The sequence below is a fragment of the Teichococcus wenyumeiae genome, from assembly GCF_003696345.1.
In the GTDB taxonomy this organism is placed as follows: Bacteria; Pseudomonadota; Alphaproteobacteria; order Acetobacterales; family Acetobacteraceae; genus Pseudoroseomonas; species Pseudoroseomonas wenyumeiae.
In genome coordinates this window covers 88,676-100,804 of sequence record NZ_RFLX01000012.1, presented here as the reverse complement: position 1 = coordinate 100,804, position 12,129 = coordinate 88,676, and the positions used below count along the sequence as shown (strand labels likewise).

Genomic DNA, 12,129 nt, shown 5'->3' with positions numbered 1-12,129 from the left:
GAATAGTGTCGCGCCATGGCCCCTCAATACGTTTTCGTCATGAAAGACCTCACCAAGTCCTATCCGGGCGGGCGTGAGATCTTCAAAGGCATCACCCTTTCCTTCCTGAACACCGCGAAGATCGGCGTGCTCGGCCCCAACGGCGCCGGCAAGTCCACGCTGATGCGCATCATGGCGGGGCAGGATAAGGAATTCGGCGGCGAGGCCTGGGCGGCCGAGGGCGTGCGGGTCGGCTACCTGTCGCAGGAGCCGCATCTCGACCCCGACAAGACGGTCGGCGAGAATGTCATGGAGGCCTTCGGCACGCTGAAGGCGGACCTGGAGCGCTTCAACGAGATCTCGATGAAGTTCGCCGAGGAGATGAGCGAGGAGGAGATGAACACCCTCCTCGCCGAGCAGGCCGAGCTGCAGGAGAAGATCGACGCCGCCGATGGCTGGGATCTGGACCGCACCATCGACATCGCGCTGGACGCCCTGCGCGCCCCGCCGGCTGACAGCCCGGTGACCAACCTCTCCGGCGGCGAGCGCCGCCGCGTGGCGCTGGTGAAGCTGCTGCTGGAGAAGCCCGACCTGCTGCTGCTCGACGAGCCGACCAACCACCTGGATGCCGAGAGCGTCTCCTGGCTGGAAAAGACGCTGCGCGAGTATGAGGGCGCGGTGCTGGTCGTCACCCACGACCGCTACTTCCTGGACAATGTCACCAACTGGATCCTGGAAGTCGATCGCGGCCGCGGCATTCCCTACGAGGGCAACTACTCCGCCTACCTGAACGCCAAGCGCAAGCGCCTGCAGCAGGAGGAGAAGGAGGAGAGCACCCGCCAGCGGCAGCTGGCCGAGGAGCAGGAATGGATCGGCCGCAGCCCGGCCGCGCGCCAGGCCAAGAGCAAGGCGCGTATCCAGGCCTATGAGGAGCTGCTGGCCAAAAGCCAGGAGCGTGCGCCCGACCCGACCGAGATCCAGATCCCGCCCGCGCCGCGCCTGGGCAACACGGTCATCGAGGCCACCGACCTGCGCAAGGGCTTCGGCAACAACCTGCTGATCGACGGCTTGTCCTTCAAGCTGCCGCCCGGCGGCATCGTCGGCGTCATCGGCCCCAACGGCGCCGGCAAGTCCACGCTGTTCAAGATGATCACCGGCAAGGAGCAGCCGGACGGCGGCACGCTGAAGATCGGCGAGACCGTCAGCCTGGGCTACGTGGACCAGTCGCGCGACACGCTGGATGACAAGCGCACCGTCTGGCAGGAAATCTCCGACGGCCAGGACATGATCATGATGGGCAAGCGCGCGGTGCCGTCGCGCGCCTATGCCGCCGCCTTCAACTTCAAGGGCGGCGACCAGCAGAAGCCGGTCGGCGTGCTCTCGGGCGGTGAGCGCAACCGCCTCCATCTGGCCAAGATGCTGCGCGACCCGCACAACGTCATCCTGCTCGATGAGCCGACCAACGACCTGGACGTCGATACCCTGCGCGCGCTGGAAGAGGCGCTGCAGGACTTCGCCGGCTGCGCCGTGATCATCTCGCATGATCGCTGGTTCCTGGACCGCCTGGCGACGCACATCATGGCCTTCGAGGGCGAGAGCCATGTCGAGTGGTTCGAGGGCAACTACCAGGCCTATGAGGCCGACCGACGCCGCCGCCTGGGTGCGGCTGCCGATCAGCCGCACCGGATCAAGTACCGCCCCCTGACCCGGTGATGGACGGCGGCTGGGGGGGCGATGCCTCCCATGCGGTGCGCACGGACCGGCTGGTCCTGCGCCCCGTCTGTCCCGCGCATCTGGGGGACCTCATCCGCCTGAAAGGGGATGAGGCCGCCTTCGGCCTCATGCTGCACGGCACCCGCACGGCCGAGCGCACCACCGAGGAATTGCAGGACGACATCGCCTTCTGGGCGGTGCGCGGCTACGGCACCTGGGCGGTGCACCGGGCGGAGGACGATGCCTTCCTGGGCATCGTGGGCCTGATGGAGCGGCCGGACGGGCGCGGCATCGCACTGCGCTTCGCGCTCTGGCCCTGGTCGCGCGGCAAGGGCTATGCGCGGGAAGCGGCACGGGCGGCGCTGGCTTTCGGCCATGCCGCCGGGCTGGCGCGCATCATCGCCGTGGCGCGCGAGAGCAACCTGGCCTCCCGCGCCGTGCTGGCCGATCTGGGGCTGCGGGAATGCGACCGCTTCATCCACCAGGGCCATCCGATGATGGTCTTCGAGAGCCTGCGCCCGCTGCCGCCGCTGGCACAGCAGCACCAGTGAGATAGAAGACCCCCGCCGGCATCAACCGGGAGTGGGATAGATTTTAGCCCGGGTAATGCTAGAAGGCGCCTCCCACATCGCAGTGACCGGTTTCTGATGAATGCTCCCCTCGCGTCCGACCTGCCTGATGAAGCGGCGGCGTCGCGATGGGAGTGGGAAAGCCTGAACGGTTCGATCCCGGAAGAACTGCGCAGGCACATCGCGGAGATCGTGGCGCGCGAGGCTGGCATGCTGACCGCGCTGTTCTACGACACGCTGCTGAAGGACCCTGAGGCGGCCGCCATGCTGTCGCATGAGCTGGTCAGCCACCGGCTCAGCCGCTCCCTCCAGCGCTGGCTGGTCGATCTCTTTCCGCCGGACGCGGCGCCGGAATTCGCCGATGCGGCCCGGCTGCAACGGCGGGTCGGGGAAGTGCATGCCCGCATCCGCGTGCCGCTGCATCTCGTCACGCGCGGCGCGCGGGTGCTGAAGGGCGGCATCGCCCGCTGCCTCAGCCAGACCAGCCTGCCGCGCGACGCGCTGGTCGAGACGCTGAGCTATGTCAGCCATATCCTCGACCTCGCCATGGAACTGATGGCCACCGCCTTTATCCAGGGCACCGAGCGCGCCACGCGGAACGAGGAAGCCTATCGCCTCTTCTCCCTCGGCCAGGATGCTTCGCTGGAGCGGGAGGCGCAGCGGGCGGCGCTGCTGGAATGGCTGCAATCGCTGCTCTTCGCCGTCGCCGGCCGGAACGAGGCGACGCGGCTGCAACCCATCGGCCGTTCCGAATTCGGCCTCTGGATGCAGCACCGCGCCAGCGTCATGTTCGGCGGCATTCCGGCGCTGCAACGCATCATCCAGCTGATGCGGGAGATCGACGAGGAGATCCTGCCGGGAATCGAGCGTGGCAACGGCATCGGCGCCGCGCTGCAACGGCTGCAGGCGCATGCCAATGACATCAAGTTCCTGATCGGCGATGCCTTCCAGGCCGTGATCGGGCTGGAGAATGGGCGGGATGCGCTGACCCGCACGCTCAACCGCCGCTTCATGCCCTCCATCTTCGCGCGTGAGATCGCGCTGGCGACGCAGAGCGGGCGCGGCTTCGCGGCGCTGATGATCGACTTCGACCACTTCAAGTCCATCAACGACACCTTCGGCCATTCGGGCGGCGATGTGGTGCTCAGCCGCGGGGCGGAGCTGATCATGGATGCCGTGCGGCTCAGCGATTTCGTCTTCCGCTATGGGGGCGAGGAATTCCTGGTGCTGCTGGTGGAAGCCGACGCCAACCTGGCCATGCGCACCGCCGAGCGCATCCGCACCGCGGTTGAGGCCTGCCACTTCTCGGTGGGGGAGGAGCGGAGCCTGCGCGTCACCACCTCCATCGGCGTGGCGGTTTTCGACGGGCACCCGGACTATACCCATCTGATGGAGCGGGCGGATAAGGCGCTCTATGCCGCCAAGAAGGCCGGGCGGAACCGCACCATCCTGGGATAGGGAGGCCGGCGCCTCCGCTGCCGCGGGCCAGCACCACCGCGCATGTCGAGGGAACGGCAGGCCTTGGCCACCTCCACGGCCTATCTGCCCGCCACTAGGTCTTGATCGACCTTCCGCCAGTTGGGCGAGATGGGATCAAAAATGATCCTGCATGGGGAAAACGCGACGAAATACTGTTTCGTTGACGAAAAAACTCTTGAAATTCGCGGCCAAATCAGTGGATAACAATATCGCTAAACCACAATGATGCAGCGATATTCATGGCATGAAAACGCTTCTGCCATTGACCGCGAATATTCGCTGTTGGGGAGAGGAAATTGCACGTGGATAAGGATTTCATTCAGAAATGAAGATCCTTTCACTGTCGTCCTTGATGCCCAACATCAGGCAGCCGGCGCATGGCGTTTTTCTGAAGCATCGCCTGCTTCATCTTTCAGCCAATGATCCGGCAGGGCTGGAAGCCGTCGCGCCGGTGCCCTGGTTCCCTTTTTCGCAGGAACTCTTCGGCCGCTACGCGAAATACTCCAATGTTCCGCACCATGAGATTCAGGATCATCTTTCGGTCTGGCACCCGCGCTTCGCGACCGTGCCGAAGCTTGGCGCCGCCTGGGCACCTTATGCCATCGCGGCCTCGCTGGTGCCGCTCCTGGCCCGGCTGAAGCGGGAAGGCTTCGACTTCGACGTCATCGATTCCTACTACCTTTATCCGGACGGGGTGGCGGCGGCCCTGCTGTCGGCCTTCTTCCAGCGCCCTTTCGTCATGACCGCCTTCGGGAGCGATGTCAGCCTGATCGCGGACCTGCCCGTGCCGCGCGCGCAGATCCGCTGGGCCCTCCGGCGGGCACATGGCCTGACCGCGGTCTGCGACGCGCTGCGCCGGCGCATGATCGAGATCGAGCCCGCCGCCGCCGGAACCGAAGTCGTGCTGCATGGCGTGGACCATGCGCTGTTTCAGCCGCTGCGGGACCGTGGCGAGGCCCGGCGCCAGCTTGGCTTCACCGGCCGCACCTTGATCTCGGTAGGCTCGCTGATCCCGCGCAAGGGGCACCATATCGCCATCGCGGCCTTGCAGGGGCTGCCGGATACGCGGCTGGCCATTGCCGGCGCCGGCCCGATGGAACAGCAGCTCCGCGCCCAGGCGGAGCGGGAAGGGGTGGCGGAGCGTGTCGCCTTTCTGGGTGAGCTGCCGCAGCAGGCGCTTTGCACCGCCATGGGCGCCGCCGATGCCATGGTCCTCTGCTCGGACCGGGAAGGGATCGCCAATGTCCTGATGGAGGCGAATGCCTGCGGGACGCCGGTGATCGCCACGCCCGTCTGGGGCAGCCCGGAGGTGGTCTGTGCCCCCGAAGCCGGATTGCTGATGCGCGACCGCAGCCCGGAGGCACTCGTCAGCGCCGTCCGGCAACTCTTCGCCCAGATGCCGGATCGCGCCGCGACGCGGTGCCACGCTCTGCGCTTCGACTGGACCACGACGGCCCGGCACCATCAGGCCGTGCTGGACCATGCCGTGCGTGACTGGCACCGCCAACCGCTGAGCCCCAGCATTTTGCTGCACCGAATGGATGAGGAACGACCATGACGCCGGATGCCCTGCCGCCGCACCAGGGTGCGGCCGGTCCTGAAGCCCAGAATGCCGCCGCCCGGCGGGCCGTGATGGCGCGGGACGGTTACATGGTCGTGCCGCAGCTGCTGTCGGCGGCGGAGGTCGCGCGGCTGCGCCAGACGCTGCTGGCGCATTTTGCCCGGCGCTGGAACTGGGAAGGCCTCGGCAAGCACCAGCCGCATGCCTCCAGCCACGTGCCGGCGATGGGCTGGATCTTTGCCCATCCCGCCATTGTGCAGGTCTTCCGCGACATCACCGGCAGCCGCCACCCGGTCTTCACCGGCAACTGCGATGCGCACATGAATATGCTGAGCTGGTGGCACAAGGATACCGGGGAAAGCCAGGGCGGCTGCTTCGAAGGCGACTATTATGCCAGCCGGGACATCCCCGTCTTCCGGGCCGGCATCTACCTGCAGGACCATGACCAGGATGGGCATGGATTGCAGGTCCGCCCCGGTTCCCACCATACCCGCTCGCCGCTGGAAGGGGCGGTGGAAACCCTGCGGACGCGGGCCGGCGACGTGGTGTTCTTTGACATCCGGCTCTCCCACGCGGGCCAGCTTGCCGACCCCTTCGAGACACTGCTGCTGCGGGCCGACCGGCGCCTGGGCGCGCCGCGGGTGACCCATGGCATCAAGGAGGGCTGGCGCCTGTTGCGCGGCAAGCAGTCCAAGCTGTCGCTGTTCTTCACCTATGGCGCCCCCGTGGCGGCGACGGACCAGTTCTGCGCTTACGAGATGGCCTCCCGCCGCCGCAGCGGCGCACCGGAGGCGGCTGGCCTGAGTGCCGAGCTGCACAACCTGCTCATGGCGCAGGACGTGTCCTGCAACCCGGAGCTCAGGGCCCGCTAAACCGGGGCGGGGCCGGGCGCCGGCAGCCTGGATTCGCTCCGTTCATCTTCCGGCAGCGCCCGCTCGCCCAGTTCCGCCCGCGCCAGCCAGGGGGCCAGTTCCTCCAGGGGGCGCGGGCGGCCGAAGAAATAGCCCTGGCCGAGGTCGCAACCCATGGCGGCGATGCGCCGCATGGTGGTGGCGTCCTCGATGCCCTCGGCCGTGGTGCCGAGGCCCAGGGCCCGTGCCAGCCCGATGATGGCCGAGACATAGCGCCCGCTTTCCGGCGCCGAGGCCAGGGCCATGACAAAGGAGCGGTCGATCTTCAGCCGGTCCACCGCCAGTTCCTTCACCATGCGCAGGCTGGCATAGCCGGTGCCGAAATCATCCAGCGCCACGCGGATGCCCGCCTCCCGCAGCAGCCCCAGCAGCCGCTTGGCGGTGCCGAGGTCATGCACGATGCCCGTCTCGGTCACTTCCAGCTCCAGCCGCAGCGGGCTGAGGCCGGAGGCCGAGAGGATATCCAGCACCACCCCGGCCAGGGAGGCGTCCTGCAACTGCCGCGGCGACATATTGACCGCGATCTTCAGTCCCTCCGGCCAGGAGATGGCGTCCTGGCAGGCTTGGCGCAGCAGGCTCTTGAAGAGGGGCGTGATCAATCCGCCATGCTCGGCATGGGCGATGAACTCGGCGGGTGCCAGGATGCCGCGCTCGGGGTGGCGCCAGCGCGCCAGCACCTCCATCCCGATCAGCCGGCCACTGCGCAGGTCCACCAGCGGCTGGTAGAAGGGCACGATCTCGCCGCCCTCCACTGCCTGCTTCAGCCGGCTCTTGAAGACGGCCTTTTCCCGCAGCTCGTCTTCCATATCGCGGGTGAAGAAGAGGAAGCGTCCGGCCCCGGCCCGCTTGGCGTGGTACATCGCCATATCGGCCGTGCGCAGCAGGTTCTCGGTATCCTGCCCCTGTTCCGGGCTGCGGGAGATGCCGATGCTGGCGCCGATCTCGGCCACCACCCCTTCCGCCACCACCGGGGCGGAGAAGGCGCGCAGGATCTGCCCGGCCACGCCTTCCGCCAGAGCGCCGTCGGGCAGCAGCACGGCGAATTCGTCGCCGCCCAGCCGTGCCACCATCGCATCCGGCGGCGTGTCCTGCTGCAGCCGGGCGGCGGCCTCGATCAGCACGGCATCGCCGGCGGAATGGCCGTGGATGTCATTGACCGGCTTGAAGTTGTCGAGGTCGATGAACAGCAGCGCGCAGGGCAGGCCGCGCGTCAGCATGGCCTCCACCCCGGCCAGGAAGGCGCGGCGGTTCGGCAGGCCGGTCAGGTAATCCGTGGCGGCGATCTGCTCGATGCGGGCTTCGTTCTGCTTGTGCTCCGTGACATCCCGCACCACGGAGACGATCTCGAGCGGTGCATCGCTCTCCGGGTCGCGCACCAGGCGGAGGCTGGCCTCCACCCAGGCGATGCTGCCATCGGCACGGATGATCCGGTTCACCCCACGGCGGTTGCCCTCGCCGGCGGCGACGGCCCGCATCCGCTCCCGCACCAGGGAGAGGTCCTCGGGATGCACGAAGACGAAGGTGGAAACGCCCGTCAGCTGCTCCGGCTCATAGCCCAGCAGCGTCCGGCAGGCGGGGGAGACGTAGGTGCGCGTGCCATCCAGGTCCAGCAGCACGATCATGTCGGTGGCATTCTCGGCCAGCAGGCGGAACAGCCGCAGGCCGTCCTGCTCCGTCTCCGGTCCGCGCCATCTGTCGCGCAGCAGGGAGGCTAGGCGCCCGAGCATATCGTCCAACCCTTCACCCGCCTCTTTTCGGCACGCCTGCCTTCAACGATTCCAGGCTTATCTTCTCCAGGTTGGAAACGGGAAGGAAGTTTCACCTTTCGCGCGGTCTTCGCAAGCCTCTTACACCCAGGATAGCGAGGCCGATCACGAGAAAAGAGAGGGCCGTCGAGGCGGTGCCCAGGGCATAGAGCACCGGGGTGGTGACAGTGGTGGTCATGCCCAGGATTTCCAGCGGCAGGGTATTGCCGGTGCCGGCGGTCAGCAGCGTGCGGGCGAATTCATCGAAGGAGAGGGTGAAGCCGAAGAGGGCGATGCCCACCACGCCGGGCGCGATGATGGGCAGCACGACATGCAGGAAGCTCTGCCAGGGCGTGGCGCCCAGGTCGCGCGCCGCTTCCTCCCAGGCGCGGTCGAAGCGGTTGAACAGGGCGAAGATGATCAGCAGGCCGAAGGGCAGCGTCCAGGTGAGCTGCGCCCCGAAGGCGGAGGAATACCAGGTGGGTTCCCATTCCATCAGCGTGAAGAGCAGCCCGACGCCGAGGCTGACCAGGATGGAGGGCACGATCAGGCTGGCCAGCGTCAGATAGAAGAGGGCGGTGCCGCCGGGGAAGCGGCGGCGGAAGGCCATGCCGGCGGCCAGCGAGACCAGCACGGTGCAGACCGTGACCATGGCCGCCAGGGCCAGGGAGCGCCGCAGCGCCGCGCCGAGGTCACCCACCGCCTGGGTGGCGAAGAGGCGCCCGAACCAGTGCAGGGAGGCGCCGTTCATCGGGAAGGTCAGCCCGCCATCCGGCCCCTGGAAGGAGAGGATGGTGATGGTCAGCGTCGGGCCATAAAGGAAGGCGAGAAAGACGGCGAAGAGCAGGGTCAGCAGGATGCGGGCGGTACGTCCGGGCATGGCTGGCGTCACAGCTCCTTGCGGATATCGATGGCGCGGAGGATGGCGGCCATCAGCAGCAGCACCATCACCAGCAGGCCCACCGCATTGGCGGCGGCGGCCGGGTATTGCATCAGCCCGATCTGGTTGGAGATCATCAGCCCGACCGAGGCGCTCTGGCCGCCGCTCATCAGCCGCACGGTGGCGAAGTCGCCCAGCACCAGCACCACCACGAAGATGCTGCCGATGCCGATGCCCGGCTTACAGAGCGGCAGGATCACCACCCAGAGCGTCTGCCAGAAGCTGGCGCCGGCATCGCGCGCCGCCTCCAGCAGCCGGCGGTCGATGCGCATCATGGTGTTGAAGATCGGCACCACCATGAAGAGCGTGTAGAGATGCACGAAGGCCAGCACGACCGCGAAGTCGGAGAAGAGCAGGAACTCCAGCGGCTGGTCGATCAGCCCGGCGCCGATCAGCGCCTGGTTCATCAGCCCGTTGCGGCCCAGGAAGGGCACCCAGGCGATCATGCGGATCAGGTTGGAGGTCCAGAAGGGCACGGTGCAGAGCACGAAGAGCACCATGCGCGTCATCTCGCCCCGCACGATGAAGGCAAGGTAGTAGGCCAGCCAGAAGCCCAGGGCGAAGGTGATGGCCCAGACCAGCCCGGCATACCACAGCGTCTTGCCGAAGGTGCGCCAGGTGACGGCGGAGCCGAAGGCCTCGCGGTAATTGGTGAAGACGAAATCCGGGATCAGGCTGAAGGCGCTGTAGTCGAAGAAGCTGACGACCACGATCATCGCCATCGGCACGACCAGGAAGATGGCCAGCACCAGCGCCAGGGGCGCCGCCTGCAGCCAGGAGAAGAGGGCAGAGCGGCGCATCCTGCTGTCCTTACGCCGCGATGAACTCGTTCCACCTCGTGACGAGGTAGCGGTCCTCGTTCATCACCGAGTTCCAGCAGACGACCTTGCCCATGCGTTCCTGGAAGGAGCCGCCGTCACGCACCGCGCCGGCCTTCTCCATGGGCTTGCCGTCGGGGGAAAGGATCTCGGCGGTGGCGGGCTTGCCTTCCATCCAGTAGCCCCACTCGTTCTCGGACATGCTGGCCTTGGCCGTCTCCAGCACCGCCGAATAATAACCCTGGCGGTTCAGGAAGGCGCCGCACCAGCCGGAGAGGTACCAGTTCATGTATTCATAGGCGGCGTCGAGCTGCAGCCCGGTCAGGTGCCGCATCAGGCCAAGGCCGGAGCCCCAGGCGCGGTAGCCCTCAGCCAGCGGCTGATAGACGCATTGCACCCCGCGGGAGCGCACCGCCGCCACGGCCGGCGACCACATGGACTGGATGACCACCTCGCCCGAGGCCATCAGGTTCACGCTCTCGTCGAAGCTCTTCCAGAAGGCGCGGAACTGCCCGGCGCGCTTGGCCTCGATCAGGAAGGCAATGGTCTTGTCGATCTCCTCCCGCGTCATGTTGCCCTTGTCGCCGTATTGGATGGCGCCGGCGCTCTCGGCCACCATGGCGGCATCCATGATGCCGATGCCGGGGATGTTCAGGATGCTGGCCTTGCCTTTGAAGGCCGGGTCCATCAGGTCCTTCCAGTGGGTGATGGGCCGGCCCACCAGATCGGGACGGATGCCGAGCGTATCGGCGTTGTAGACGGTGGGCATCAGCGTCATCAGCTCGGTGCGCTTGCCGGCGAAACCCTTGGCGTCCTTGCTCTCCACGAAGCCGACCGAGAAGGGCGAAGTGCCCTGGCCCATCTGGCTCTCCGGCGTCAGCTTGCCGGTGGTGAAGATCGGCACGACCTTGTCCATCAGCTTGATGCGCTGGGTGTCGATCGGCTGCATCGCACCGGTCGGATAGACCTTCTTGATGCTGAAGTATTCGATGTCGGCGATGTCGAAGCTGCGCGCCTGGGTGGCGGCGCGCTGCGCCACGGCATCGGTATCCGTCACCGTCAGCTGCAGCGTGAAGCCCAGGTCCTTCTTCACCTGCTCGGCGATCGGGTTGAGGCCGGAAACGCCGGTGCCGATCTGGCGCAGCGTCACGTCCTTGATGTTCTGCGCCCAGATGGTAGGGAAGCCGGTGACGGCCCCGCTGCCCAGTGCCGCGCCGCCCAGCGCCAGCAAGCCGCGACGGGTGAGGGTGGTCTTGCTCATATCCTCAGTCCTTCTGTTGTCGTCAGGCAGCGTCAGCCTGGGGCAGGGGGTGCGCATCGGCGGCATCCCATCCCAGGGTCACCGCCGCGCCGGGGCTGACCGGCGCGGCGTGGAACAGGGCATCGGGCAGCATGGCCTCGGCGGTCTGGCCGTCCTGGGCGGCCAGCACCACGCGCACGGCGGCGCCCTGATATTCGATGGCAGTGACATGCCCGGCGAGGCGATCGCCCCCCAGCCGGCAGCGGTCGGTGCGGATGGCGAAGCGCCCTTCCGGCAGCCGCAGCACGTTGTGGCCGCCGATGAAGCGGGCGACGAAGGCGCTGGCCGGCTTCTCGAAGACCTCGCGCGGGTGGGCCGCCTGGGCGATGCGGCCGCCATTCATCACCACCGCGATGTCCGACAGGGCCATCGCCTCGTCCTGCCCATGAGTGACGTGGATAAAGGTGATGCCCAGTTCCCGCTGGAGGCGCTTCAGCTCCTCCCGCATCTGGGTGCGCAGGAAGGGATCGAGGGCGGAAAGCGGCTCGTCCAGCAGCAGCACCTTGGGGTGGGTGATCAGCGCCCGGGCCAGCGCCACGCGCTGCTGCTGGCCGCCGGAAAGCTGGCTGGGCAGCCGCCCCGCCATGGCGGAAAGCTGCACCAGGTCGAGGAATTCCTGCGCCCGCCGCAGCCGCTCCGCCCTGGCCACGCCGCGCATGCGCAGCCCGAAGGCCACATTCTCCAGTGCCGAGAGATGGGGAAACAGTGCGTAGCTCTGGAACATCATGGCCGTGCCGCGCACGGCCGGCTCCAGGTTCGTGACGTTGCGGCTGCCGATCAGCACGTCGCCGTCGCTGACCTCCTCATGCCCCGCGATCATCCGCAAGGTCGTGGTCTTGCCGCAGCCCGAGGGGCCGAGCAGGCAGCAGTAGCTGCCGGCCGGGATGGCGAGTGAGATATCGTCCACCGCCACCGCGCCGCCCCCGTAGCGCTTGGTGACCCTGATCAGCTCCACATCCGCCTGCAATGGCCTGCCTCGCTGTTCCACTCAGCGGGAGCCATGCAAGCGCCGCACCACTCGGATGATCCCCGATGGCGTCTGTCAGGTGGCAACACATGCCTAAAGTTCAGGCATTGGAGCTTTAGCGAAACGGTTGCGTGCCCTTCAGCACAT

Annotated in this window: 10 protein-coding genes; 5 read left to right on the top strand and 5 right to left on the bottom strand. The window is 67.3% G+C overall.

The window, feature by feature from the left end:
* Positions 1–15: 15 nt before the first annotated feature.
* The 5 genes from ettA to EBE87_RS16220 all read left to right on the top strand — a co-directional run bounded on the left by ettA (position 16) and on the right by EBE87_RS16220 (position 6,173).
* A complete protein-coding gene (gene ettA, locus EBE87_RS16240) occupies positions 16–1,692 on the top strand; it encodes an energy-dependent translational throttle protein EttA (protein ID WP_120637952.1) in 1,677 nt (558 codons plus the stop codon).
* A complete protein-coding gene (locus tag EBE87_RS16235) occupies positions 1,692–2,243 on the top strand; it encodes a GNAT family N-acetyltransferase (protein ID WP_120637953.1) in 552 nt (183 codons plus the stop codon). Before ettA ends, EBE87_RS16235 begins: the two co-directional genes overlap by 1 nt.
* Positions 2,244–2,339: 96 nt before the next feature.
* On the top strand, positions 2,340–3,719 hold the full coding sequence (locus tag EBE87_RS16230) for a diguanylate cyclase (RefSeq protein WP_120637954.1): 1,380 nt from the start codon (positions 2,340–2,342) through the stop codon (positions 3,717–3,719).
* A 346-nt stretch (positions 3,720–4,065) separates the two neighbouring features.
* Positions 4,066–5,298, top strand: a complete 1,233-nt coding sequence (locus EBE87_RS16225) for a glycosyltransferase (RefSeq protein WP_120637955.1) — start codon at positions 4,066–4,068, stop codon at positions 5,296–5,298.
* Positions 5,295–6,173 carry a phytanoyl-CoA dioxygenase family protein gene (locus tag EBE87_RS16220; RefSeq protein WP_120637956.1) on the top strand — a complete coding sequence of 293 codons (879 nt, stop codon included), beginning with the start codon at positions 5,295–5,297 and terminating at the stop codon, positions 6,171–6,173. Before EBE87_RS16225 ends, EBE87_RS16220 begins: the two co-directional genes overlap by 4 nt.
* On the opposite strand, the gene EBE87_RS16215 is transcribed toward EBE87_RS16220, so the two are convergent.
* The 5 genes from EBE87_RS16215 to EBE87_RS16195 form a co-directional block, all read right to left on the bottom strand.
* Complete coding sequence (locus tag EBE87_RS16215; protein ID WP_233553169.1) at positions 6,170–7,939, bottom strand: putative bifunctional diguanylate cyclase/phosphodiesterase; 1,770 nt, start codon at positions 7,937–7,939, stop codon at positions 6,170–6,172. The two genes, EBE87_RS16220 and EBE87_RS16215, sit on opposite strands and share 4 nt — an antisense overlap.
* Before the next feature lie 91 nt (positions 7,940–8,030).
* Positions 8,031–8,837: an ABC transporter permease gene (locus tag EBE87_RS16210; protein ID WP_120637958.1), complete on the bottom strand. Its 807-nt coding sequence runs from the start codon at positions 8,835–8,837 to the stop codon at positions 8,031–8,033.
* 8 nt (positions 8,838–8,845) lie between these two features.
* A complete protein-coding gene (locus tag EBE87_RS16205) occupies positions 8,846–9,697 on the bottom strand; it encodes an ABC transporter permease (protein ID WP_120637959.1) in 852 nt (283 codons plus the stop codon).
* Between the two features lie 10 nt (positions 9,698–9,707).
* The gene (locus tag EBE87_RS16200; RefSeq protein WP_120637960.1) at positions 9,708–10,976 is read right to left on the bottom strand and encodes an ABC transporter substrate-binding protein; all 1,269 of its coding nucleotides are present in this window, start codon (positions 10,974–10,976) and stop codon (positions 9,708–9,710) included.
* Between the two features lie 22 nt (positions 10,977–10,998).
* Positions 10,999–12,003, bottom strand: coding sequence for an ABC transporter ATP-binding protein (locus tag EBE87_RS16195; protein WP_456316270.1), 1,005 nt, complete (start codon positions 12,001–12,003; stop codon positions 10,999–11,001).
* Positions 12,004–12,129 lie beyond the last annotated feature (126 nt).

What these genes read in the sequence shown, in the direction of transcription:
- ettA (WP_120637952.1), top strand. Translation starts at nt 16, where the DNA reads ATGGCCCCTCAATACGTTTTCGTCATGAAAGACCTCACCAAGTCCTAT.
- EBE87_RS16235 (WP_120637953.1), top strand. Translation starts at nt 1,692, where the DNA reads ATGGACGGCGGCTGGGGGGGCGATGCCTCCCATGCGGTGCGCACGGAC.
- EBE87_RS16230 (WP_120637954.1), top strand. Translation starts at nt 2,340, where the DNA reads ATGAATGCTCCCCTCGCGTCCGACCTGCCTGATGAAGCGGCGGCGTCG.
- EBE87_RS16225 (WP_120637955.1), top strand. Translation starts at nt 4,066, where the DNA reads ATGAAGATCCTTTCACTGTCGTCCTTGATGCCCAACATCAGGCAGCCG.
- EBE87_RS16220 (WP_120637956.1), top strand. Translation starts at nt 5,295, where the DNA reads ATGACGCCGGATGCCCTGCCGCCGCACCAGGGTGCGGCCGGTCCTGAA.
- EBE87_RS16215 (WP_233553169.1), bottom strand. Translation starts at nt 7,939, where the DNA reads ATGCTCGGGCGCCTAGCCTCCCTGCTGCGCGACAGATGGCGCGGACCG.
- EBE87_RS16210 (WP_120637958.1), bottom strand. Translation starts at nt 8,837, where the DNA reads ATGCCCGGACGTACCGCCCGCATCCTGCTGACCCTGCTCTTCGCCGTC.
- EBE87_RS16205 (WP_120637959.1), bottom strand. Translation starts at nt 9,697, where the DNA reads ATGCGCCGCTCTGCCCTCTTCTCCTGGCTGCAGGCGGCGCCCCTGGCG.
- EBE87_RS16200 (WP_120637960.1), bottom strand. Translation starts at nt 10,976, where the DNA reads ATGAGCAAGACCACCCTCACCCGTCGCGGCTTGCTGGCGCTGGGCGGC.